The sequence below is a fragment of the Streptomyces sp. NPDC047525 genome, from assembly GCF_040643025.1.
Taxonomy (GTDB): domain Bacteria; phylum Actinomycetota; class Actinomycetes; order Streptomycetales; family Streptomycetaceae; genus Streptomyces; species Streptomyces durmitorensis.
The window spans coordinates 379,689-402,134 of the sequence record NZ_JBEYTL010000009.1 but is presented as its reverse complement, the minus strand read 5'-3'; the positions used below and the strand labels follow the sequence as shown (position 1 = coordinate 402,134).

Below are 22,446 nucleotides of genomic sequence, written 5' to 3'. Positions count from 1 at the left end.
CACCGCCCCGCATAGCCGCCCCTCCCCATGGGCATACCGGACCAATGGCCCGCGACTTCCGTGCGCCCGCCGCCCTCGTACGCCACTACCGCTCCCGCCACCCGCACCCGGTGAGCGAGCTCATCAGCCCTCCCCATCCGTACGGCCGCGCCGCGGGCCTGATGGCGGTCGTCGTACTCGGCGCCTGGCTCGGCCTGCTGATCGTCGGCAGCGTGCACGCGCCGGTGGGCCCGATGGACACGCGCATGACGCTGCGCCCCTCGCTGACGGGCGGCACGAAGATCGACGTCTCCCCGCTCGGGGCCCTCGAACTGCGCTCGCACGTCGCCCCCATCCGCCTGGACGTGGACGTGGACCGCCTGGACCCGGTCCGCTCCCAGGCCCTGGTCGACCACCCCGAGCGGATCGCGGGCCTCCAGGACGAGGTGACGCAGGACGTCGGGCACGGCACGCTCGATCTGGCCGCACGCTCCTGCGCCGCCGTCGTCGCAGGCGCCACCGCGCTGGGCCTCGCGGTCTACCGCCGCCCGCGCAGGGCCCTGGCGGCGGGCGGCCTCGCCCTGGCCCTGCTCGCCGCGTCGGGCGCGGCGGCGTACGCGACGTGGAACCCGAAGTCGGTCCTGGAGCCGAAGTTCTCGGGCCTGCTCAGCAGCGCGCCGTCGGTCGTCGGCAACGCGCGCAGCATCGTGAGCGAATTCGATGTGTACCAACAGGAGTTGGCGCGCCTGGTCACCAACGTGACGAAGCTGTACGACGTGACGTCGACGCTCCCCGCGTACCAGCCGGACCCGTCCACGATCCGGCTCCTGCACGTCTCGGACATCCACCTCAACCCGGCGAGCTGGAAGATCATCGCCTCGCTGGTCGAGCAGTACGACATCAACGTCATCGTCGATTCCGGCGACACGATGGACCACGGGAGCGCCACCGAGAACGCCTTCCTCGACCCGATCGAGGACTTGGGGGCTCCGTACGTGTGGGTCAGGGGCAACCACGACTCCCTGACGACCCAGCGCTATCTGCAACGCATGAAGAACGTCCACGTCCTGGACGAGGGCGGGGCGGCGTCGGTGGCGGGCCTCCGCTTCGCCGGGACGGGCGACCCGCAGTACACCCCGGACCGCTCCGTGCGGGCGGAGGGCAAGCCCGTCGAGGAGATGGCGGGCATCGGCCTCGCCTCCGCCCTGCGCGACCAGCGGGCGGCCGGCACTCCCGTCGACATCGCGGTCGCGCACAACCCTGACGCCGCGCGCGAGACGGACGGCGAGGTGCCGCTCGTCCTGGCGGGGCATGTGCACCGCCAGGAGATGGAGGTCATGGAAGACGGGACACGTCTGCGCATCGAGGGCTCGACGGGGGGCAGCGGGCTGCGCGCCGTGGAGGGCAAGTACCCGGACCCGGTCGAGGCGTCGGTCCTCTATCTGGACCGGGAGACCCGGCGCCTCCAGGCCTGGGACGAGATCAAACTGGGCGGCCTCGGCCTGACGAAGGCGGAGGTCAGCCGCCACTTGCCCAAGGAGAACCAGCCCGGCGCGACACCGTCTCCGCCCCCTGCGGGCCGCTCCCCGGGGAGCGGTTCCCCGGCCCCCCGATAACCGTTTTGGCGATAGCTCCCCGCATCCCATATGCTTCTCACGTCCCCGACGCGCTGCAAAGCGCCCAGGTGGGCCCTTAGCCCTCATCGTCTAGTGGCCCAGGACGCCGCCCTTTCAAGGCGGTAGCACGGGTTCGAATCCCGTTGGGGGCACGCAACACCTTGTGCGAGACTAGTGCTCGCACAACGCTTGGTCCTGTGGAGCAGTTTGGAGTGCTCGCCACCCTGTCAAGGTGGAGGCCGCGGGTTCAAATCCCGTCAGGACCGCTTGCGATTCCTTGAATCGCGTGGCTGGGTAGCTCAGTTGGTACGAGCGATCGCCTGAAAAGCGATAGGTCGCCGGTTCGATCCCGGCCCCAGCCACTTCCTCGAAGGCCCCGTCCAGTGGACGGGGCCTTCGGCGTTCCCGACACCCCCCGCATCCGACCCTGGACGAACGAGCTTTCCCGCCCGCCCACCCGTTGCCCGGTAGTCGGGAGCGCTCGCGAGGGGGCGTGGCGGTATGTCCGCCCGGAGCACGGTTCGCAGCACTCCCCCGCCGAAGGAACTGCACGGCCACCGGACGACAGCGAGGACGGACATACCGGCACGGCCCCGCACCCACAACAGACCAGCACCGCCCCGCTCAGGCCGCCCCAGGCGCAGCCGCATGGGCCGCAGCCCTCTCCCGGCCCCCCGGGTGCCGGTGGCGCCACACCCAGAACACCGCGCTGGCCAGCACCGCCCACCCCGCAAGCACCAGGAACGGAAACGCGTGCTGATGGCCGCCGAAGTACACCGCCGTGTGCTGCGCGTTCACCGACGCCCCCGGAGGCAGCCAGCGCCCGATGTGGCCGAGCACCGACGGAAGCAGCGGCCACGAAACCGCCCCACCCGACGACGGGTTGCCGAGCAGCACCATCAGGCCCCACGTCGGGATCATCGCCCAGCGCCCGAACATCGTGTTGAACATCGTGAAGACCATCCCCGACGCGAACATCGTCAGCGCCAGGATCAGCCACGACTCGACGAACGGCAGATCCACCGCCCCCAGCCACCAGTCCACCACCGCCGCGATCACGAACCCGCCGAGCAGCGCGTAGAGAACCGTGAAGGCGATCCGCTCCGCCGGGTTCAGGCCCCGCGCGTGCACGCTCAGCTGGATCGCCCCGACGAAGCCGATGATCACCGCCGCCAGCGAGATGTAGAAGATCGCGAGCCCCCGCGGGTCCCCTTCCTGGAGCGGCTTGATGTCCTTCACCGTCACAGGGACCCCGACCTGCTTCCCCACCTTCGGCGCGGTCTCGGCAAGCACCTGGGCGACCGATGCCCCCGAAGCCCCCGAGACCTCGAACAGGACCCGGTCCCCCGGAGCCTGGGCGAGGACCGCGAAGACCTTCTGCTCCTCCACCCCGACCCGCGCCGCGGCCACGCTGTCGTACGCGTGCAACTCCAGCGAGGCGTTCAGCGCCTTCTCCATGCCGACGAGGAACTCCTCGCCCCGCGGAGCGTCCTGCGCGCCGACCACCGCCGTGGGGATGCGGTGCGGGGTCGGATTCGCCATGGAGTACGTGTACGAGCCCGCGAAGAGCCCCGCGGCCGCGGCCAGGATGAACACCAGCACGGTCGCCGGCAGGAAGGGCGACTCCTTGAACGCCGACCAGCGCTCGCTCCGGGTGAGGACCCGGCCGTGCGCCCCGTGCTGCTGCCGCTCTTCCCGTTCGCCCTGCTCAGGCCGCTCAGGCCGCTCTTCCCGTTCGCCCTGCTCAGGCCGCTCAGGCCGCTCAGGCTCCTCAGACTGGTCAGACATACGAATACGCTAAACCACCTATAACGGACTTACCCCTGCTCGGCTGGCTCAGCCTCCACAGGGCCACGCCCCCGCCTCCGCCACGCCCGCACCCCGAACCCCGCACCCACCAGCGCCACCACACCCACCAGCAGCACCGAGTCCGGCACGGCACGGCCCACGCCCCCGGCCCACCGCTCCACGGCGAACGAGTCGTCCACGTCGAGCAGACCCGGCAGCGCGGTGGTCCCGTCGTACGCGAGGAAGAGCGCACCGAGGGCCACGAAGAAGAGGCCCGACAGGAGCGAGGTCGTGTGCAGTTCGAAGCGGCCGATCCGGAAGGAACGCCCCCGCAGCCAACGCCGCCGCCCGAGGTCAAAGCGCTCCCAGAGCAGCGCGAGGACGAACAGCGGCACAGCCATCCCCAGCGCGTAGACGGCGAGCAGCAGCCCCCCGTAGACAGGGCTCCCGCTCACCGCCGCCACCGTCAGGACACTCCCCAGGATCGGCCCCGCGCAGAAGCCCGCGAGCCCGTACACCGCGCCAAGCGCGTACACGGACACCGCCGTCGTCGGCCGGATGCGGCCCGACAGCTCGGCCATCTTCCGCGAGGCGAACCCCATCCCGACGACCTGAAGGACACCGAGCGCGATGATCAGCCATCCGGCGACGAGCACCAGCTGGTCCCGGTGCCCGAAGAAGAACCGCCCCGCCACCGAACCCGCCGCGCCCAGCGGCACGAGGGTCGTCGCGAGACCGGCGTAGAAGATGCCGGTGCGGGCGAGCAGCCGCGAGGTCGAGTCGATCGAGTACGCGAAGAAGGCGGGCAGCAGCAGCGCGCTGCACGGGCTCACCAGGGCGAGCAGACCGCCCAGGAACGCCGCGAAGTACCCCACATCGGCGGTCACTTGTCCCCCGCCCCGGACGGCTTCGCCGCCTTCGCCGCCTGCTCGATCGCCTGGTCGAAGACCTCGTCAGGCTGCGCCCCGGAGATGGGCCGCCCGTTGACCAGGAAGGACGGAGTCGACGTGGCCCCCAGGCCGTACGCCTCCTCCTGGTCCTTCTTCACGGCCGCCTTGGCCTCGGCACTGCCCGCGTCGTCCGAGAAGCGGCCGACGTCCTTGACCCCGGCCTCCTTCGCGAGCTCCTTCAGGCGGTCGCCCCCGAAGCCCTTCTCCTTGGAGCCGTCGGCGTACGCCGCCGCGTGGAACTGCCAGAAGCGCCCCTGCTGCCCGGCGGCCCACGCGCCGCGCGCGGCGGACTCGGAGTCCGCGCCGAAGATGGGGAAGTTGCGCCACTCGATGCGCAGGGTGCCGTCCTCGACGTACTTCTTCACCAGGTCCGGCTCGGTGTCGCGGGCGAACTTGCCGCAGTAGCCGCACTTGAAGTCGGCGTACTCGATGAGCACGACCGGCGCGTCCGCGCGCCCCTGGGCGAGCGGGTCCTTGGCGTCGCGCCGGGCGAGCTTGGCCAGCTCCGGGTAGACCCCGGCCTGCGGATCGGCGGAGACGTCCGCGGGGGACTCCTCCTTCGCGGTGACCGATGAGGGCTCGTCGGGCTTGGTCGCGCTGTAGGAAGCGGCGCCGAGCAGCAGGGCGGCGAGGGCCACGCCCGCTCCGATGGCGATGTTCTTCTTTTTGTTGTTGTTCTTGGGCATCAGGGAGTTCTCTCTCGTTCCTGCACGTCTGTACGTCGTTGAAGGGGCCCCGGACGGGGGCCTCTACACGCGCAGGATGGAGAGATCGACAGGCGAGGGCGGCGCGAGCGGCGGCGGCCCGCGCTCCGGCGTCAGGGACGGCACCGTCTGGTCGAAGCCCCACGCACCGGACGCGGCGTGGGCCTGATGCAGGGCGGGCAGCAGCTCGTACGCGGAACTGGAGCGCGGCGGGGCGGCGGGAGCCTGACCGGCGTCCTGCTGACCACCCTTGCCGCAGCCGGGCACCCCGGCGGACACCTCGGCGGACGCTTCGGCGGACGCTTCGGCAGGCACCTCGGCCTGCACCGACACCTTGGGCTTCGCGGGCGTCGGCTCCGCGGCCACCGCAGGCCCGCAGAACGCCCCGAGCACGACGAGCAGCACCCCCAGCAAGGGGCACCACGACAGACGCGCACGGGACGACATGCCCGGAATCGTACGTCCCCGGGCGCCCCGCCAGATAAATCGGTTCGCCACCTTCGAGCGGCGGGTGAGATCCTGGACGCCGTATGTCTACGCAGCCTGCCCTCACCCTCGACACCCTCGCCCCGCGCCTGTCCGAGCTCTCGCTCCGCGACGAGCACCGGATCGGCCGCCGGCTCGAGGGTGCGCGCCGGATCCGCAAGCCCGATGCCAGGGCCGCCGTCATCGCCGAACTCGCGGCGGAGGTCGACAAGGCAGCGGCGCGGATGGCCGAGCGGGGCAGCCGTCTGCCCAAGATCACGTATCCGCAAGAGCTCCCGGTCAGCCAGAAGAAGGACGACATCGCCGCGGCGATCCGCGACCACCAGGTCGTGATCGTGGCGGGCGAGACGGGCTCCGGCAAGACCACGCAGATCCCCAAGATCTGCATGGAGCTCGGCCGCGGCCTGCGCGGCATGATCGGCCATACGCAGCCCCGCCGCATCGCGGCCCGCACGGTCGCCGAGCGCGTGGCCGACGAGCTGAACACCCCGCTCGGCGAGGCCGTCGGCTGGAAGGTCCGCTTCACGGACCAGGTGGGCGCCGACACGTACGTGAAGCTGATGACGGACGGCATCCTGCTGGCCGAGATCCAGACGGACCGCGAGCTGCGCGCGTACGACACGATCATCATCGACGAGGCCCACGAGCGGTCGCTCAACATCGACTTCCTGCTCGGGTACCTCGCCCAGCTCCTGCCCAAGCGCCCGGACCTGAAGGTCGTCATCACGTCGGCGACCATCGACCCGGAGCGGTTCTCGCGGCACTTCGGTGACGCGCCGATCGTCGAGGTCAGCGGCCGTACGTATCCGGTCGAGGTGCGTTATCGCCCGCTCCTGGAGGACGACTCCGAGGACACGGACCGCGACCAGATCACCGCCATCACGGACGCCGTCGAGGAGCTCCAGGGCGAGGGCAAGGGCGACATCCTCGTCTTCCTCTCCGGAGAGCGCGAGATCCGGGACACGGCGGACGCGCTGAACAAGAAGAACTACCGCTTCACGGAAGTCCTCCCCCTCTACGCCCGCCTCTCGCACGCCGAGCAGCACCGCGTCTTCCAGCAGCACACGGGAAGACGGATCGTCCTCGCGACGAACGTCGCGGAGACCTCCCTGACCGTCCCGGGCATCAAGTACGTCATCGACCCGGGCACGGCCCGCATCTCCCGCTACAGCCACCGTACGAAGGTGCAGCGGCTGCCCATCGAGGCGATCAGCCAGGCCAGCGCCAACCAGCGCAAGGGCCGCTGCGGGCGTACGTCGGACGGCATCTGCATCCGCCTCTACTCGGAGGACGACTTCGTCGCCCGCCCCGAGTTCACGGACGCGGAGATCCTCCGTACGAACCTGGCGAGCGTCATCCTGCAGATGACCGCGGCCGGTCTCGGCGACATCGAGAAGTTCCCCTTCATCGACCCGCCGGACCACCGCAACATCCGTGACGGCGTCCAACTCCTCCAGGAACTGGGCGCGTTGGACCCGACGCAGAAGGACCCGAAGAAGCGCCTCACCCCGGAGGGCCGCAAGCTGGCCCAGCTCCCGGTGGACCCGCGCCTGGCCCGCATGGTCCTGGAGGCCGACAAGAACGGCTGCGTACGCGAGGTCATGGTGATCGCCGCCGCGCTCTCCATCCAGGACCCGCGCGAGCGCCCCGCCGAGAAGCAGACGCAGGCGGACCAGCAGCACGCGCGCTTCAAGGACGAGACCTCCGACTTCCTCGCCTTCCTCAACATGTGGCGGTACGTCCGCGAGCAGCAGAAGGAGCGCGGCTCGTCCTCGTTCCGCCGGATGTGCAAGGCGGAGTACCTCAACTTCCTGCGGATCCGCGAGTGGCAGGACATCTATACGCAGCTGCGCACGGTCGCCAAGCAGATGGGGATCCACCTCAACGAGGACGACGCCCCCGAGCAGCAGGTGCACATCTCGCTCCTGGCCGGGCTCCTCTCCCACATCGGGATGAAGGACGTGAAGGAGTCCAAGGACAGCGACCCCAAGCAGCGCGGCGGGCGTGGCGAGTATCTGGGCGCCCGCAACGCCAAGTTCGCGGTCTTCCCCGGCTCCGCGCTCTTCAAGAAGCCCCCGCGCTTCATCATGTCCGCCGAGCTGGTCGAGACCTCCCGCCTGTGGGCGCGGGTCAACGCGCGCATCGAGCCGGAGTGGGTCGAGCCGCTCGCCCAGCACCTCCTGAAGCGCACGTACAGCGAGCCGCACTGGGAGAAGGACCAGGCGGCGGTGATGGCGATCGAGAAGGTCACGCTGTACGGCATCCCGCTCGTCACCGACCGCAAGGTGAACTACGGCCGCATCGACCCCGAGGTCTCCCGCGACCTGTTCATCCGCAACGCGCTCGTCGAGGGCGACTGGCGCACGCACCACAAGTTCTTCGCCGCCAACCGCCGCCTCCTGACCGAGGTGGAGGAGCTGGAGCACCGCGCGAGGCGCCGCGACATCCTCGTCGACGACGAGACGCTCTTCGACTTCTACGACCAGCGGGTGCCCGAGGACGTCGTGTCCGGCGCGCACTTCGACTCCTGGTGGAAGAAGAAGCAGCGCGAGGAGCCCGAGCTGCTCGACTTCGAGCGGTCGATGCTCATCAACGAGCGCGCGGGCGACGTGTCGAAGGACGACTATCCCGACACATGGCGCCAGGGGCCGCTCAAGTTCAAGGTGACCTACCAGTTCGAGCCGGGCGCGGACGCGGACGGCGTCACGGTCCACGTCCCGCTCCAGGTCCTGAACCAGGTCACGGCGGACGGCTTCGACTGGCAGATCCCCGGCCTGCGCGAGGAGGTCGTGATCGAGCTGATCCGCTCCCTGCCCAAGCCGGTCCGCAGGCATTACGTCCCGGCGCCGAACTACGCGACGGCGTTCCTGGACCGGGCGGTCCCGCTCCAGGAGCCGCTGCACGTGACGCTGGCGCGGGAGCTCCAGCGGATGGTCGGCGTCCCGGTCTCGCCGGACGACTTCGACCTCACCCGCGTACCGGACCACCTGAAGATCACCTTCCGGATCACCGACGAGCGGCGCAAGAAGCTCGCCGAGGACAAGGACCTGGAGGCGCTCAAGCTCCAGCTCCGCCCGAAAGCCCGCAAGGCCCTCTCGCAGGCGGCCGCGGCGACGGCCGAGCGGACGGGTGGCTCCGCGGTCGAGCGGACGGGCCTCACGGACTGGTCGCTCGGCTCCCTCAGCCGCGTCTTCGAGACCCGGCGCGCGGGCCAGCCGGTGAAGGCGTACCCGGCGCTCGTGGACGACGGTTCCGAGGCGAACACCGTCTCCGTACGCCTCTTCGACACCGAGGCCGAGCAGCAGCAGGCGATGTGGAAGGGCACGCGTCGCCTGATCCTGCGCAACATCCCGGTGAATCCGGCCAAATTCGCCTCGGACAAACTGACCAACGCCCAGAAGATCGCCCTGTCCGCGAACCCGCACGGCTCCATCCAGGCGCTCTTCGCCGACTGCGCGATGGCGGCGGCGGACAAGCTGATCGGTGACTTCGGCGGTCCCGCCTGGGACGAGGAGTCGTACCGCAAGCTGTACGAGAAGGTGCGCGCGGAGATCGTCGACACGACGGTCCGCACGGTGAGCCAGGTCCAGCAGGTCATCGCCGCCTGGCAGGCCTGCGAGCGCCGCCTGAAGTCGACGAAGAGCCCGACGCTTCTGGCCAACCTCACGGACGTACGGACGCAGTTGGACGCCCTCGTCGGCCCCGGCTTCGTCACGGCCACGGGGATCCGCCGCCTCGGGGACCTGATGCGCTACATGGTGGCCGCCGACCGCCGGCTCCAGCAGATGCCGACGAACGTGCAGCGGGACACCTCGCGCATGGAGAAGGTCCACGAGATGCAGGACGAGTACGCCTGGCTCCTGGAACAGCTCCCGCAGGGCCGTCCCGTCCCCCGGGAGGTCCTGGACATCCGCTGGATGCTGGAGGAGCTGCGCGTCAGCTACTTCGCGCACGCGCTGGGCACGGCGTACCCCGTCTCGGACAAGCGGATCGTGAAGGCGATCGACGCCGCGGCGCCGTGACGGCCCGCTCACACAGAGCGAGTTCGACCAGCGCCCGTGAGCTGCTGTAGAGTCCTGTCTCGCAGCGCAACGCAGTAATCAGCGCCGCAGAGCAAGGTCCTGTGGAGCAGTTTGGAGTGCTCGCCACCCTGTCAAGGTGGAGGCCGCGGGTTCAAATCCCGTCAGGACCGCAGTAAAGGAAGGGCCGCACCCGGCAAACGGGTGCGGCCCTTCTTGCGTACCGCCTCACCCGCCCCAACTGCTCTCGCCACACTGCCGAAGGGCCGCACTCGTTGATCGAGTGCGGCCCTTCTTGCGTACGTCGGCAACGGGCCGTATCCCTTGGGGATACGGCCCGTTGTCGTTCCCGCATCTTGACTCCGTCACATTCCGCCGGTACCTAGACAACAGGGAACGGGGCGGGACCGCTCCCCAGCGGGAGGTGGCGCATGACGGCTTCGGCGGCGTCCGCACGGCACGAGACTCGCGCACTGCTGCGCGCCCACCTCTCCGCGGCGACCAGCTATCGCCACCTGACGCGGCACTGTCCGATCTGCCACCGCCTCGAGCGCCTCGCCCTGGAGACCGCCCCTGCCGCCCAGAGCGGCTGTGAGAGCGGCTGCGAGCCGGGTGAGGACGAAAGTCCCCCGAACGCGTGACCAAAGCCGACCCGCGACCCACCCCGGTGGTGGGAGGGTGAGGGGTAGAGCCTCGGGCGCGCGGAGCCAACTCCCCTGCATGTTCCGGGATCTCCTCTAGCTCAGAGGTATCGCAGGCAACAAGACTCACGGCGTGTGACGGGTGTCACCGAACTTGTTTTGGAAACCCCTGAACTTACCCCCGCCTTACAACAGGTCAATTTAATATGTGCAATTGCACCACCCCGCACAGCGTCCGCCCGGGCCGCACAAGGGTGACGGAAGGGTGGCGCCACAGCCTCCCCACAGCGCGGCCCCAGCACCCCTCAGAGACCAACAAGCCCGCTCACAGGGGCGCTCACCAGGGCCTACCGGGCGCACAAAAAAGATCGCGCTGGACCCGGCGGAGTCCAGCGCGATCGAAACGACTCACCCATGAGGCTCAGGCGTGGGACCCGTTGGGGCGGGGCCCGCGTCGCATGTAGCTAAAAGTCGGACGTTGTGGCTGGGTTGGGGGACCCAGGACCGGTCGTACTCTTCGTCCGGGTACTGCGGTAATGCGGTAAATCAGGCCTCGCTGCGCTGCTGCGGGATACCCGCGAGCAGTGCGCGGACCTCAGCCTCGCGGTAACGGCGATGGCCGCCGAGCGTGCGAATCGACGTGAGCTTGCCAGCCTTGGCCCAGCGCGTCACCGTCTTGGGGTCGACGCGGAACATCGTGGCAACCTCAGCCGGGGTCAGCAGCGGCTCGGCATCAGGGGTGCGAGCGGTCATGAGCGGCCTCCTCGGAGAACCGAACCTTCTCGGTTCATTCCTCTAAATTCTGCACCTTGACCCGCGTTGCCCGAAATGGCGGACGCGAGTCGAGTCGGTTATAGGACGAACGGCTTGTCCTCGGCACTACAACTACACCATCCGTCCAGCCACGTCGGCCAAACCGATGGAATTGCCCTCCCAGGTGTCTATCAGCGACGGAAGCCGATGGACCATGCCATAGCGGACAGTCACGCCACAGTGACGATCAGTCACAGAGCGATCAGGAGTCAACAGACCCCCCATAGCGTGCAATGTCGAGTATTCCGCCCATACATGGACGGAAGGAGCCCTCCCCGGACTCCTTGTCCTATTTTGGCACGAGGGGGGGCGATGGGCGCAAGGGCCCCGTAAGTGCGGTCCGTCACGCTTGATACAAAAGCCCGGATCGGGACCTACGTCCCGTGTAGGCAACACGTAGGGATGACCCGCGCGCGGCCGGGCTGACGCTCAGTTCGAGAACTGGCGGTCCCGGACCGCCCTCCATCGCTCCATGAGCCTCGCATACGCCTCGCCGGCCCCCTCGCCGTCGCCGTTGCGCAGCGCCTCGATTCCTTCGGCCACGTCCGCCGCCGAGTGGTCCTCGTCGAGCTGCTCCTCGGACAGGGCGTGCACGAGCCCGCCGTAGTCGAGCTCGACCAGCGAGCGCGGATGGAACTCCTCCAGCCACCGGCCCACCTCCGTGAGCCCGTCGACGAGCGGCCCCTCGTCGATCGTGTCCCGCAGCGTCCGCAGGCCGCGGGCCACCCGGCGCCGCGCCTGCACCATGGGCGTGCGGTAGCGAAGGACGGGCGCGCAGGCCGCCGCCTCGTCGCCCTCACGCCCCTCCTCGTACCCCTTCTCGAACTGACGCTCCTCGTCCGAGACGAGCACGAACCAGTTCAGGGGCACCTGCCACGTCGACGTACGGATCCACGGGCGCGCGTCGGGGTTCCGGACGAGCCACTGTTCGTAGTCCGCGGCCGTCTGGCGGCGCACCACCGGCGGCAGGACCGCGTCGAGGACCGGCGTCGGCAGCTGCCCCGGCAGCTCGCCCAGGGCCTGCCAGCCGCGCAGCCGGGTGCGCCAGGGGCAGACGCACACCACTCCGTCGGCCTCCACCACGAACGCGTCGCTGCTCTCGTGCACCGGCACGGGCACCGGCGGCGTGGGCAGCAAGTCGGCCAGGGAGCGCCTCAGTTCGTCCTGGTACGAGGGGCGGTCGGTGCGACGCGCGTAGCGCGCCCAGTGGCCGCGCTCGGGTTCGGGGAAAGCAGCGAGTGGCTCATAAACGCGCAAGTAGGACGCGTACGGGACGACCAACGAAGACACCTTGGGCACGGCTGCTCCCTCCCCCGCGTACCGGCTGGAAAACACTGCAAAGCGTGCCATGGCCGAACTCCGCCGTACCCCTGACTGCGCCGGGAGAGGGTGATCCTCGGCACTGCGCGGCCACCGGGTTCTTCCAGGCTCTAGTCTCATGCCCATCGGGCCCCGCCACCCGCACGGGCGCCCGCCCAACCGCCGCCACTTGACCGGGAGTCACCACAGTGACCGAAGCAGACAACGGCGTCCTGCACACCCTGTTCCACTCGGACCAGGGGGGCCATGAGCAAGTAGTGCTCTGCCAGGACCGTGCCAGCGGCCTCAAGGCCGTCATCGCCATCCACTCCACCGCCCTGGGCCCCGCCCTCGGCGGCACGCGCTTCTACCCCTACGCGAGCGAGGAAGCCGCCGTCGCCGACGCGCTGAACCTCGCGCGCGGGATGTCGTACAAGAACGCCATGGCCGGTCTCGACCACGGCGGCGGCAAGGCCGTGATCATCGGGGACCCCGAGCAGATCAAGAGCGAGGAGCTGCTCCTCGCCTACGGGCGCTTCGTGGCCTCGCTCGGCGGCCGCTACGTGACGGCGTGCGACGTCGGTACGTACGTCGCGGACATGGACGTCGTCGCGCGCGAGTGCCGCTGGACCACAGGACGCTCCCCCGAGAACGGCGGCGCGGGCGACTCCTCCGTGCTCACCGCCTTCGGTGTCTTCCAGGGCATGCGGGCCTCGGCCCAGCATCTGTGGGGCGACCCGTCGCTGCGCGGCCGCAAGGTCGGCGTCGCGGGCGTCGGCAAGGTCGGCCACCACCTCGTGGAGCACCTCCTGGAGGACGGTGCCGATGTCGTGATCACCGACGTGCGCGAGGAGTCCGTGAACCGGATCGTCCACAAGCACCCGTCCGTGACCGCCGTCGCCGACACCGAGGCCCTGATCCGGGTCGAGGGCCTCGACGTGTATGCCCCCTGCGCGCTGGGCGGCGCCCTGAGCGACTCCTCCGTGCCGGTGCTCACCGCGAAGGTGGTCTGCGGCGCGGCCAACAACCAGCTCGAGCACCCCGGTGTGGAGAAGGACCTCGCCGACCGCGGGATCCTCTACGCGCCCGACTACGTGGTGAACGCCGGCGGCGTGATCCAGGTCGCCGACGAGCTGCACGGCTTCGACTTCGACCGGTGCAAGGCGAAGGCGTCGAAGATCTTCGACACCACTCTTGCCATATTCGCTCGTGCGAAGGAAGACGGCATTCCGCCGGCCGCGGCAGCCGACAGGATCGCCGAACAGCGGATGGCGGAGGCCCGCCTCCGCTGATCCCGCAGGTGCCGCGAGAGGGCCCCGCCGACGTGCGCGAGAGACAAGACTCACCCCCGTCGGCGGGTCGCCCGGCAAGAAGAGGTTAAAATCGCAGTTGACCAGCGAGGACAGGGCTCCTCGCGGGTTCTGCGCCGAGGCGCGTCCTGCGGGCGACGTACCGTATGGCCGCAGGAGCAGGTACCGTGGAAGCCCTACGGACCGGCCTCTCCACGGAGAGCCCGTTCCTGATCATGAACGCGTGTCAAGACTCTGGGGTCACCAAGCCCCATATCCGAGGGGGTCGAGCCATGGGGCGCGGCCGGGCAAAGGCCAAGCAGACGAAGGTCGCCCGCCAGCTGAAGTACAGCAGCGGCGGGACTGACCTGTCGCGTCTGGCCAATGAGCTGGGCGCTTCGACTTCGCAACAGCCGCCTAACAGCGAGCCGTTCGAAGACGACGACGACGAGGAAGACGACCCGTACGCCCAGTACGCGGATCTGTATAACGACGACGAGGACGACGACTCTGCCGAAGAGTCCGGTCCCTCGTCGCAGCGCCGCGGCGCTTGACCTCGTTGCATTCGCAGCACTTGCAGTATTCGCAGTTCTCGTAGCAACTGCACTTCACCCGGTCCGGGGTGGTCACCACACCGGACCGGGTTTTGTGCTGCCCTGAGGGCTTACTTGGAGTAGTCACCGATGAGCTCAGCGCCCGTCGCGTGGTCCCCGCGCTCAGTGATCTCACCGGCGATCCAGGCGTCCAGGCCGCGGTCCGCGAGGGTCGCGAGGGCCGCGTCGGCGGACTCCTCGGGGACGATCGCCATCATGCCGACGCCCATGTTCAGCGTCTTCTCCAGCTCAAGGCGCTCGACGCCGCCCGCCTTGCCGACGACGTCGAAGACCGCGCCGGGCGTCCAGGTCTCGCGGTCGACGATCGCGTGCAGGCCGTCCGGGATGACCCGGCCCAGGTTCGCCGCGAGGCCGCCGCCCGTGATGTGGCTGAAGGCGTGGACGTCCGTGGTGCGGGTGAGCGCCAGGCAGTCCAGGGAGTAGATCTTGGTGGGCTCCAGGAGCTCCTCGCCGAGCGTGCGGCCGAACTCCTCGACCTTGCGGTCCAGGGACCATCCCGCACGGTCGAAGACCACGTGCCGGACGAGCGAGTACCCGTTCGAGTGAAGACCGGAGGCCGCCATCGCGATGACCGCGTCCCCCTTACGGATGCGATCGGGGCCGAGCACGCGGTCGGCCTCGACCGCGCCCGTGCCGGCGCCCGCGACGTCGAAGTCGTCCGGGCCGAGCAGGCCCGGGTGCTCGGCCGTCTCGCCGCCGATGAGGGCGCAGCCGGCGAGCACACAGCCCTCGGCGATGCCCTTCACGATGGCCGCGACACGCTCGGGGTGGACCTTGCCGACGCAGATGTAGTCGGTCATGAAGAGCGGCTCCGCGCCGCACACCACGATGTCGTCCATGACCATCGCGACCAGGTCGTGCCCGATGGTGTCGTACACGCCGAGCTGGCGGGCGATGTCGACCTTCGTGCCGACACCGTCGGTGGCGGAGGCGAGGAGGGGGCGCTCGAAGCGCTTGAGGGCGGAGGCGTCGAAGAGTCCGGCGAAGCCGCCGATGCCGCCGAGGACCTCGGGGCGCTTCGTCTTCTTCACCCACTCCTTCATCAGCTCGACGGCGCGGTCGCCCGCCTCGATGTCGACGCCTGCGGAGGCGTAGCTGGCACCAGTGCCCGCGTGCGGAGCATGCTCAAAAGACTCAGCAGACATGTGGGGTGAGAACTTTCGTGTCGTTACTACGGGGCTTACGGGCGACGGATCGCGTCGGCCGCTGCCGTGGACGCCGGACCGGCGGCCAGCTCCGTCTCCAGGAGCTGCTTGCCGAGCAGCTCGGGGTCGGGGAGATCCATCGGGTACACGCCGTCGAAGCAGGCGCGGCAGAGGTTCGGCTTGTCGATGGTCGTGGCCTCGATCATGCCGTCGATGGAGATGTACGAGAGGGAGTCGGCGCCCATGGACGTGGCGATCTCATCGATCGTCATGCCGTTGGCGATGAGCTCGGCGCGAGTCGCGAAGTCGATGCCGAAGAAGCAGGGCCACTTCACGGGCGGCGAGGAGATCCGGATGTGGATCTCGGCGGCTCCTGCCTCGCGGAGCATCTTGACCAGGGCGCGCTGGGTGTTGCCGCGGACGATCGAGTCGTCGACGACGACAAGACGCTTGCCCTTGATGACTTCCTTGAGGGGGTTCAGCTTGAGACGGATGCCGAGCTGGCGGATCGTCTGCGAGGGCTGGATGAAGGTCCGGCCGACGTAGGCGTTCTTGACCAGTCCCGCTCCGAAGGGGATGCCGGATGCTTCCGCGTAACCGATCGCGGCGGGCGTTCCGGACTCCGGGGTCGCTATGACGAGGTCGGCTTCCGCCGGAGCTTCCGCGGCGAGTTTTCGGCCCATCTCGACGCGCGAGAGGTAGACGTTCCGGCCCGCGATGTCGGTGTCGGGGCGCGCCAGATAGACGTACTCGAAGACACAGCCCTTGGGCTTCGCTTCCGCGAAGCGGGACGTTCGCAGTCCGTTCTCGTCGACCGCGATGAACTCGCCGGGCTCGACCTCGCGGACGAAGCTGGCGCCGCAGATGTCGAGCGCCGCGGACTCCGATGCCACGACCCAGCCGCGCTCCAGGCGGCCGAGGACCAGCGGGCGGATGCCCTGCGGGTCGCGGGCCGCGTACAGCGTGTGCTCGTTCATGAAGACGAGGGAGAAGGCGCCCTGCACGTCCGGGAGGACCTTGGTGGCGGCTTCTTCGATGGTCAGCGGCTTGCCGTCGTCGTCCACCTGGCCCGCGAGGAGAGCCGTCACCAGGTCGGTGTCGTTGGTCGCCGCGACCTGGGTCGCGCGGCCGTTCTCCTTGGGCAGGTCGGCGACCAGCTCGGCGAGCTGGGCCGTGTTGACGAGGTTGCCGTTGTGCCCGAGCGCGATGGAGCCGTGCGCGGTGGCACGGAACGTCGGCTGGGCGTTCTCCCAGACGGAGGCCCCGGTGGTCGAGTAGCGGGCGTGACCGACCGCGATGTGACCCTGGAGCGAGCTGAGAGAGGTTTCGTCAAAGACCTGGGAAACCAGCCCCATGTCCTTGAAGACAAGGATCTGGGAGCCGTTGCTGACCGCGATTCCCGCGGACTCCTGGCCTCGATGCTGGAGGGCGTACAGCCCGAAGTAAGTGAGCTTGGCGACCTCTTCACCCGGAGCCCAGACACCGAAGACGCCGCAAGCGTCCTGGGGGCCTTTCTCGCCGGGGAGCAGATCATGATTGAGTCGACCGTCACCACGTGGCACGACACCGAGTGTAGGCGAGATCGACCACTGGTCCGAATTGGGGATACGGGCCCCACACGGAGCGTGATGACGCCCCCGGTGCGTACGTGGAGTACGAAGCCCTTGTGAACAGGTGAGCGGGAGCGTTGACAGGGACGGGCGGGTCCCGTGAAGCTCCTGGTCCATGCCCCTGCAGCCCCTCGGTGACCCGACGGTCATCCTTGTGGAGCGCCGCCACGTCGACCTGGTCCGTGTCGCGAGCGCCATCTGTCGCAGCGCTGTCTGAGCTCACTCTCCGTCCCGTTTTTCCTCGCCTTTCCCGTCTCCGGGTACGTGCCCCCTGCCGCGCCGTGCCCCGATCAGGAGCACAGCCATGTCAGCGACGCCTTCGCACCACCAGTCCGCCCTGTCCCGACGCGCCTTCGGGGGCGCCGTGGGAGCCGGAGCCGCCGCCGCGGTGGGCCTGCCCGCCGCCGCCGAGGCCCGCGAGCGCCCCTTCCGTGCCGCCCCGGGCCGCGGCGCCAAGCGGCCCAACATCCTCTTCATCCTCGGCGACGACCTCGGCTGGGCCGACCTCTCCTCCTACGGGTCGCCGCACATCAAGACCCCGAACCTGGACCGCCTCGCGCGCCAGGGCGTGCGCTTCACCGACGCCTACTCCGGGTCGGCGACCTGCTCGCCGACGCGCTTCAGCCTCTACACGGGGCGCTACCCGGGGCGTACGAAGGGCGGGCTCGCCGAGCCCATCGCGGACAAGTCCGTGGGCCTGGAGCCGACCCACCCCACGCTCGCGTCGCTGCTGCGGGACGCCGGGTACGCGACCGCCCTGATCGGCAAGTGGCACTGCGGCTATCTGCCGGACTACTCGCCCACCCGGTCGGGCTGGGACGAGTTCTTCGGGAACTTCGGCGGGGCCCTGGAGTACTACTCGAAGCTGGGGCTCGGCGGTGAGTACGACCTCTACGAGGGCGACGCGGAGTACAAGGACCTGCGCTACTACACGCACATCCTGACCGAGCGGGCGAGCGAGTACGTCGGGCGGGACCACGGGGACAAGCCGTGGCTGCTCAATCTGAACTTCACCACCCCGCACTGGCCCTGGATAGCGGACGGCGACAAGGAGGAGAGCGCCGAGATCGTCCGCAGGATCAAGGCCGGCGAGAAGGGCGCGCTCTGGCACCAGGACGGCGGCTCCGTGGAGAAGTACACGGAGATGGTGCAGGACCTGGACCGGTCGGTCGGCGAGGTCCTCAAGGCCCTGAAGAAATCCGGGCAGGAGCGGGACACCCTGGTCTTCTTCGCCTCCGACAACGGCGGCGAGCGCTTCTCGTACAACTGGCCCCTGTCGGGCAACAAGGCCTCGCTCCAGGAGGGCGGCATCCGCGTGCCGACCATCGTGCGGTGGCCCGCGCGGCTCGACGGCGGGCAGGTCAGCCACGAGCCGGTGTTCACCCCCGACTGGACGGCGACGCTGCTCGACATCGGCGGGGCGCGGCCGAACCCCGCGTACGAACTGGACGGGACCAGCCTCGCGCCCTATCTCCTCAAGGGCGAGGAGCTGGCCGAGCGTGAGCTGTTCTGGCGGGTGCGCGGGGAGCGGGCGCTGCGGCGCGGGGAGTGGAAGTACTACCGGGGCAAGGGCGGCAAGGACCAGCTCTTCAACCTCGCGGCGGATCAGCGGGAGCAGGCGGACCGGGCGCCGGACGAGCCGAAGCTGCTCGCCGAGTTGAAGGCTGCCTGGGAGAAGACGGACGGGGGGCTGTTGCCGTATCCGGCCGCGTGAACGGCTGCCGGTAGGAAGCCGTGAGCCTGAACTGAGCCTTAAGCGCGCCCTAAGAAGCCTTCCCGGGGGTTCGCGCGGACCGAAGTGATCGCTAGCGTGCCTCGCGCGCGCCCAAGTTGATCTACAGGCCCGCGCGAACCCCCACTCGGAAGGTCCCCCCATGAAGCCGTCCCCGCGCCTCTGCCTCATACCGGCCGCCGTGGCCGCCGCCCTGACCGCCGCCGCAGCCACGCCCGCGCCCGCCGCCGACGAGCCTCAGCGGCGCGTCCAGGTCGCCATGGTCAACTTCACGGACAGCCGTATCCCGGACGCGGGCAAGCTCGAAACCGCCCTGAAGGACAACTACTTCGGCTCCACCGGCTCCCTCACCTCGTACTACAACGAGGTCACCGGAGGCGCGACCACCTTCAAGGCCGCCGAGGGCGACGGCGTCACCGGACCCGTCGACATCGATCTCGCGGCCACCGGCTGCGACACCGGCAAGATCAACGACCTGACGCGCAAGGCCCTCACCGCGAAGGGCGTCCCCGAGGACAGCTACGACCACCTGTCGCTCGTCTTCCCCTCGGAGAAGGCGGGCTGCGACTGGCTCGCGCTCGGCACCGTCGGCGGCGGCACCACCTGGATGCCCATCGGCGCCGACGGCAAGATGTCGATGACGGCCCTGGTCCACGAGTTCGGCCACAACTTCGGCTACAGCCACCACATGCGGCTTCGCTGCCCCGAAGGCGACCTGGGCGCGGGCTGCAAGGAGGACGGCACCAGCCACAAGACCCCGATGGGCGGCGGCGGTTGGGAGGCCGGGCTCACCTCGCCCGAGCTGCTTCACAACAAGTGGCTGACGGGTGGCGAGGTCGCAAAGGTGGCCAAGTCGGCGACGTACACGCTGCGTCCGCTGTACGGGAGTGGCGGCGGGGTCCGTGCGCTCGACATCCCGCTGGGTGACGACCGCCTGGTCGTGGAGCTGCGGCACAAGTCAGGCACCGTCGACGGCGAGATCCAGGGCGTGCACGCCTACCGGGTGCCGGAGAAGGACTACACGAAGTCGGCGCTCATCGACCCGACGCCGGACGCCGACGAGTCCACCGGCGGCGATGCCCCGGCCGACGCGGACGCGCTCAAGGCAGGGGCGACGCTGACGGACAAGGCCAGGAAGGTCGAGGTCAAGGTCGTCAAGGCGGCGGCGGACGCGGCGACGGTGCAGGTGAGCCTGGACGGCGTGGCGGCGCCGGCGGCCCCCGCGAAGGCCGATGAGCCCGAGCCCGTGCGGGACGAGGCCGCGGCAGCCCCCGAGGACGCTGCCGCTCCCGACGATGCTGCCGCCCCCAACGACGCGCGCCCCGAAGGCGGTTCCACCGAACTCGCCGAGACCGGCGGCGACTCCGACACCACGCTCGCCTACTCCATCGGCGGCGGCCTGATGCTCGCCTTCGGCGGGGCGTTCCTGCTGAAGTCCCGCACCCGCCGCGTGGCTACTTCTTCTGGTCGGCGTTCGCGCTGACGACCGTGCCGTCGGCCGCGGTGAGCGAGAGTCCGCCGTGGCTCAGGCGGTAACTCACCTTGCCGTCGAAGAGCTTGAGGAGCTTCTTCTCGGTGTCGCCCGCGGCTCCCTGGCACATCATCCGGGTGGTCCGCGGGGCGCCCAGGGTGATCCGCCCGTCCTTCACCTCCGCCTTGGCCGTGACGCTGTTGCAGCCGAGGTTGCCGCGGACGGTGCCGTCCTTGCCGAAGGTCAGATGGGCCTTGCCGTCCACTTCCTTCGGCAGGGGGGTCACCGCCTTGCCGTCGCCGATGGCGTTCACGTTCCACTTGGTGCCCGTCAGCGGGACGTCCGGCTCCGAGGTGAGGGCCACGCGGTCTCCCTTGTCGGTGGTCAGCGTGAGCTTGTCCCCGTCGACCGCGGCCTTCAGGTCGCCCTTGCCCAGAGCGCCCTTGAAGGCGTCCTCGAAGTCGAGTTTGTCGCAGCCCCGCTTGGTGGAGATGGCGTTGGCGAAGTCGACGCTGTCGCCGTCCGTCGAGACGTCCGCGGAGAAGCCGTTGCAGCCGTAGTTGCCCTCGGCCTTCCCCTTGTCGCCGATCTTGACGTAGGCGTCGGCCGGGGCCTGCTGTTTCTTGCCGTCCACCGTGACGCTCTCGACGCTCCAGTGGACGCCGGTGAGGGACGGTTCAGACCCGACGGACCCGCTGCCTGAGCCGGTCTCGGTGCCGCACGCGGTGAGCATGCCCGCGGCGGCCAGGGCCATGACGGTCGGAGTCAGTCGTTGCTTCTGCATGCCGCTGTGACGGGACAAGTGGGTGATCTGGTTCCCCTCCCGCCCACAGTACGGCCCCGGCTAGCTCATGACCGGCAGCAGCGCGGCGAGATCCGCCCGCTCCCCGCTCGCGCTGACCTTCGCCGCGTCGAGGGCCGTCTTCCAGTCGCTGCGCCCGGTCGCGAGGCGGATCCAGGTGAGCGGGTCCGTCTCGACGACGTTCGGCGGGGTGCCGCGGGTGTGCCGGGGCCCTTCCACGCACTGGACCACGGCGAACGGCGGGATTCTGACCTCGACGGCGCCGCCGGGCACCTTCACGGCGAGGGCGTCGGCGAGCAGCCGGGTGCAGGCGGCCAGGGCCTGCCGGTCGTACGGGACGTCCAGACCCGGCACCGCGTCGTTCAGGTCGTCGGTGTGGACGATGAGTTCGACGGTGCGGGTGACCAGGAAGTCGTCGAGGGCCATCGCACCGAAACGGGTGGGCATGAGCCGCCCGGCCGTGACGTCGGGCAACGCGGCCTCGAAATCGGCGAGCGTGCGCGTGTACAGCCCGGCCAGATCCTCCTGCGCGGCGAAGGCCCGCGACGCCTCGTCGACCTGCGCCGCGGCCGAGGCGGTCGCGAACGGCCAGTCCAGCAGGGCTACTTCGCGTGCCGCGGGCTCCGGCATGGCGAGGAAGCGGGTGGCGCCGCCGAGGGCCATCGTGAGGTGCGCGGCCAGCTCGCGGACGGTCCAGCTCCCGAGCCGGGTCGGCAGGGCGAGCTGCTCGGGCTCCAGGGCGCCGACCGCTTCCCGTACGTTCCCGAACTGGGCGAGCACGGCGGTGCGGATCTTGGCGGAGTCGTAGATACGCGTGCGCTTCTTGGCCGGTGGCATGGGCCGAGCCTAATTCTTCCCGGGGTACCCCTGGAGACCCTTTTCCACCTGGCCGAAGACGCGCTCGGCGGACGCGGCGCAGTCCTTCGCGATCTCGTCGAGCGGGTCGTCGAGGAGGCTGCGCTGGTGGTTCTCCATGATGAGCGCGTTCCGGGCGCCGATCAGCTGGGCGGCGGCGACGCGGGCGAGGAGCATGTCGCCCGTCTCCTCGGCGAGGGCGTCCGCGAGGAGCTGGACGCTGCGCATGTGGAAGCTCACCATGCGGTGCGCGAGGGTCGGTGTCTCGCTGATGAGCTGGCGCACCTTGAGGGTGCGCGGGTCGCCGCTGAGGCCGATCGAGGCGTCGCGCCCGGTGACCTGCTCCAGGAACTGGCCGCGCAGCGCGGCGACCGCGGACTCCCCCGGCTGCCGCTCGCGCACCGCACGGGCGGCATCGCCGACGTGCTCCTCCATGGGGCTGACGATCACGCCTTCCTTCGTACCGAAGTAGTTGAAGACGGTCATCTTCGACACCTCGGCCGCCTCGGCGATCTCCGCTACGGAGACGTGGTCGAAGCCCCGCTCGGAGCAGAGGTCCACGGCTGCCTGCCAGATCCGCGACGCGGTCTGCCTCTTCTTGCGCGCACGCAGCCCCAGCTCCTCAGTCATGCA

General features: G+C 69.7%; 19 protein-coding genes and 4 tRNA genes. 12 read left to right on the top strand and 11 right to left on the bottom strand.

Features of this window, described 5'->3' with window-relative positions:
* Positions 1–44 precede the first annotated feature (44 nt).
* From ABZ833_RS27965 to ABZ833_RS27950, 4 genes are all read left to right on the top strand, one after another.
* A complete protein-coding gene (locus ABZ833_RS27965) occupies positions 45–1,595 on the top strand; it encodes a metallophosphoesterase (protein WP_361051737.1) in 1,551 nt (516 codons plus the stop codon).
* 79 nt (positions 1,596–1,674) lie between these two features.
* Positions 1,675–1,747, top strand: a tRNA-Glu gene (locus tag ABZ833_RS27960).
* Between the two features lie 39 nt (positions 1,748–1,786).
* Positions 1,787–1,861, top strand: a tRNA-Asp gene (locus tag ABZ833_RS27955).
* Between the two features lie 22 nt (positions 1,862–1,883).
* Positions 1,884–1,957 (top strand) — tRNA-Phe (locus tag ABZ833_RS27950).
* A gap of 262 nt (positions 1,958–2,219) precedes the next feature.
* Here the strand turns inward: ABZ833_RS27950 and ABZ833_RS27945 are convergent.
* From ABZ833_RS27945 to ABZ833_RS27930, 4 genes are all read right to left on the bottom strand, one after another.
* The gene (locus ABZ833_RS27945; RefSeq protein ID WP_361051734.1) at positions 2,220–3,383 is read right to left on the bottom strand and encodes an ABC transporter permease; all 1,164 of its coding nucleotides are present in this window, start codon (positions 3,381–3,383) and stop codon (positions 2,220–2,222) included.
* A 29-nt stretch (positions 3,384–3,412) separates the two neighbouring features.
* The gene (locus tag ABZ833_RS27940; RefSeq protein ID WP_361051731.1) at positions 3,413–4,270 is read right to left on the bottom strand and encodes a cytochrome c biogenesis CcdA family protein; all 858 of its coding nucleotides are present in this window, start codon (positions 4,268–4,270) and stop codon (positions 3,413–3,415) included.
* Positions 4,267–5,019, bottom strand: coding sequence for a DsbA family protein (locus ABZ833_RS27935; RefSeq protein ID WP_249589053.1), 753 nt, complete (start codon positions 5,017–5,019; stop codon positions 4,267–4,269). The genes ABZ833_RS27940 and ABZ833_RS27935 overlap by 4 nt, the downstream gene beginning before the upstream one ends.
* A gap of 63 nt (positions 5,020–5,082) precedes the next feature.
* A complete protein-coding gene (locus ABZ833_RS27930; protein ID WP_361051728.1) occupies positions 5,083–5,484 on the bottom strand; it encodes a hypothetical protein in 402 nt (133 codons plus the stop codon).
* A gap of 83 nt (positions 5,485–5,567) precedes the next feature.
* On the opposite strand from ABZ833_RS27930, the gene hrpA reads away from it, so the two are divergent.
* The 3 genes from hrpA to ABZ833_RS27915 all read left to right on the top strand — a co-directional run bounded on the left by hrpA (position 5,568) and on the right by ABZ833_RS27915 (position 10,183).
* Positions 5,568–9,545: an ATP-dependent RNA helicase HrpA gene (hrpA, locus tag ABZ833_RS27925; RefSeq protein WP_361051725.1), complete on the top strand. Its 3,978-nt coding sequence runs from the start codon at positions 5,568–5,570 to the stop codon at positions 9,543–9,545.
* 95 nt (positions 9,546–9,640) lie between these two features.
* Positions 9,641–9,715, top strand: a tRNA-Asp gene (locus tag ABZ833_RS27920).
* A gap of 258 nt (positions 9,716–9,973) precedes the next feature.
* Complete coding sequence (locus ABZ833_RS27915; RefSeq protein WP_361051722.1) at positions 9,974–10,183, top strand: DUF6274 family protein; 210 nt, start codon at positions 9,974–9,976, stop codon at positions 10,181–10,183.
* Between the two features lie 546 nt (positions 10,184–10,729).
* Here ABZ833_RS27915 and bldC read toward each other — a convergent pair.
* Both bldC and ABZ833_RS27905 read right to left on the bottom strand, forming a co-directional pair.
* Positions 10,730–10,936, bottom strand: a complete 207-nt coding sequence (gene bldC / locus ABZ833_RS27910; RefSeq protein ID WP_003949541.1) for a developmental transcriptional regulator BldC — start codon at positions 10,934–10,936, stop codon at positions 10,730–10,732.
* A gap of 489 nt (positions 10,937–11,425) precedes the next feature.
* Positions 11,426–12,295, bottom strand: coding sequence for a hypothetical protein (locus ABZ833_RS27905; protein ID WP_361051719.1), 870 nt, complete (start codon positions 12,293–12,295; stop codon positions 11,426–11,428).
* Between the two features lie 209 nt (positions 12,296–12,504).
* Here ABZ833_RS27905 and ABZ833_RS27900 point away from each other — a divergent pair, with 209 nt between their 5' ends.
* Both ABZ833_RS27900 and ABZ833_RS27895 read left to right on the top strand, forming a co-directional pair.
* Positions 12,505–13,587, top strand: a complete 1,083-nt coding sequence (locus ABZ833_RS27900; RefSeq protein WP_361051716.1) for a Glu/Leu/Phe/Val dehydrogenase dimerization domain-containing protein — start codon at positions 12,505–12,507, stop codon at positions 13,585–13,587.
* Between the two features lie 290 nt (positions 13,588–13,877).
* Entirely contained in the window at positions 13,878–14,138 is a 261-nt protein-coding gene (locus ABZ833_RS27895; RefSeq protein ID WP_361051713.1) for a DUF3073 domain-containing protein, read from the top strand.
* 110 nt (positions 14,139–14,248) lie between these two features.
* Here ABZ833_RS27895 and purM read toward each other — a convergent pair whose 3' ends face one another.
* Positions 14,249–15,343: a phosphoribosylformylglycinamidine cyclo-ligase gene (gene purM / locus ABZ833_RS27890; protein WP_361051710.1), complete on the bottom strand. Its 1,095-nt coding sequence runs from the start codon at positions 15,341–15,343 to the stop codon at positions 14,249–14,251.
* Between the two features lie 35 nt (positions 15,344–15,378).
* Positions 15,379–16,905 carry an amidophosphoribosyltransferase gene (gene purF / locus ABZ833_RS27885; RefSeq protein WP_361051707.1) on the bottom strand — a complete coding sequence of 509 codons (1,527 nt, stop codon included), beginning with the start codon at positions 16,903–16,905 and terminating at the stop codon, positions 15,379–15,381.
* Positions 16,906–17,068: 163 nt separating this feature from the next.
* On the opposite strand from purF, the gene ABZ833_RS27880 reads away from it, so the two are divergent.
* The 3 genes from ABZ833_RS27880 (at position 17,069) to ABZ833_RS27870 (ending at position 20,168) form a co-directional block, all read left to right on the top strand.
* On the top strand, positions 17,069–17,170 hold the full coding sequence (locus ABZ833_RS27880) for a putative leader peptide (protein ID WP_344646327.1): 102 nt from the start codon (positions 17,069–17,071) through the stop codon (positions 17,168–17,170).
* A gap of 87 nt (positions 17,171–17,257) precedes the next feature.
* Positions 17,258–18,667 carry a sulfatase-like hydrolase/transferase gene (locus ABZ833_RS27875; protein ID WP_361051703.1) on the top strand — a complete coding sequence of 470 codons (1,410 nt, stop codon included), beginning with the start codon at positions 17,258–17,260 and terminating at the stop codon, positions 18,665–18,667.
* A 160-nt stretch (positions 18,668–18,827) separates the two neighbouring features.
* On the top strand, positions 18,828–20,168 hold the full coding sequence (locus ABZ833_RS27870; RefSeq protein ID WP_361051700.1) for an LPXTG cell wall anchor domain-containing protein: 1,341 nt from the start codon (positions 18,828–18,830) through the stop codon (positions 20,166–20,168).
* Here the strand turns inward: ABZ833_RS27870 and ABZ833_RS27865 are convergent.
* From ABZ833_RS27865 to ABZ833_RS27855, 3 genes are read right to left on the bottom strand one after another with little or no spacing between them, the layout of a single operon-like run.
* Entirely contained in the window at positions 20,140–20,940 is an 801-nt protein-coding gene (locus tag ABZ833_RS27865; RefSeq protein WP_361051698.1) for an META domain-containing protein, read from the bottom strand. The two genes, ABZ833_RS27870 and ABZ833_RS27865, sit on opposite strands and share 29 nt — an antisense overlap.
* Before the next feature lie 60 nt (positions 20,941–21,000).
* A complete protein-coding gene (locus tag ABZ833_RS27860; protein ID WP_361051695.1) occupies positions 21,001–21,795 on the bottom strand; it encodes a sterol carrier family protein in 795 nt (264 codons plus the stop codon).
* A gap of 9 nt (positions 21,796–21,804) precedes the next feature.
* Positions 21,805–22,443: a TetR/AcrR family transcriptional regulator gene (locus ABZ833_RS27855; protein WP_361051692.1), complete on the bottom strand. Its 639-nt coding sequence runs from the start codon at positions 22,441–22,443 to the stop codon at positions 21,805–21,807.
* Between the last annotated feature and the right edge of the window lie 3 nt (positions 22,444–22,446).

Excerpts from the sequence above, each read along its gene's own strand:
- ABZ833_RS27965 (WP_361051737.1), top strand. The coding sequence starts at position 45 with ATGGCCCGCGACTTCCGTGCGCCCGCCGCCCTCGTACGCCACTACCGC.
- ABZ833_RS27945 (WP_361051734.1), bottom strand. The coding sequence starts at position 3,383 with ATGTCTGACCAGTCTGAGGAGCCTGAGCGGCCTGAGCGGCCTGAGCAG.
- ABZ833_RS27935 (WP_249589053.1), bottom strand. The coding sequence starts at position 5,019 with ATGCCCAAGAACAACAACAAAAAGAAGAACATCGCCATCGGAGCGGGC.
- ABZ833_RS27930 (WP_361051728.1), bottom strand. The coding sequence starts at position 5,484 with ATGTCGTCCCGTGCGCGTCTGTCGTGGTGCCCCTTGCTGGGGGTGCTG.
- hrpA (WP_361051725.1), top strand. The coding sequence starts at position 5,568 with ATGTCTACGCAGCCTGCCCTCACCCTCGACACCCTCGCCCCGCGCCTG.
- ABZ833_RS27915 (WP_361051722.1), top strand. The coding sequence starts at position 9,974 with ATGACGGCTTCGGCGGCGTCCGCACGGCACGAGACTCGCGCACTGCTG.
- bldC (WP_003949541.1), bottom strand. The coding sequence starts at position 10,936 with ATGACCGCTCGCACCCCTGATGCCGAGCCGCTGCTGACCCCGGCTGAG.
- ABZ833_RS27895 (WP_361051713.1), top strand. The coding sequence starts at position 13,878 with ATGGGGCGCGGCCGGGCAAAGGCCAAGCAGACGAAGGTCGCCCGCCAG.
- purM (WP_361051710.1), bottom strand. The coding sequence starts at position 15,343 with ATGTCTGCTGAGTCTTTTGAGCATGCTCCGCACGCGGGCACTGGTGCC.
- ABZ833_RS27880 (WP_344646327.1), top strand. The coding sequence starts at position 17,069 with ATGCCCCTGCAGCCCCTCGGTGACCCGACGGTCATCCTTGTGGAGCGC.
- ABZ833_RS27875 (WP_361051703.1), top strand. The coding sequence starts at position 17,258 with ATGTCAGCGACGCCTTCGCACCACCAGTCCGCCCTGTCCCGACGCGCC.
- ABZ833_RS27870 (WP_361051700.1), top strand. The coding sequence starts at position 18,828 with ATGAAGCCGTCCCCGCGCCTCTGCCTCATACCGGCCGCCGTGGCCGCC.
- ABZ833_RS27865 (WP_361051698.1), bottom strand. The coding sequence starts at position 20,940 with ATGCAGAAGCAACGACTGACTCCGACCGTCATGGCCCTGGCCGCCGCG.
- ABZ833_RS27860 (WP_361051695.1), bottom strand. The coding sequence starts at position 21,795 with ATGCCACCGGCCAAGAAGCGCACGCGTATCTACGACTCCGCCAAGATC.
- ABZ833_RS27855 (WP_361051692.1), bottom strand. The coding sequence starts at position 22,443 with ATGACTGAGGAGCTGGGGCTGCGTGCGCGCAAGAAGAGGCAGACCGCG.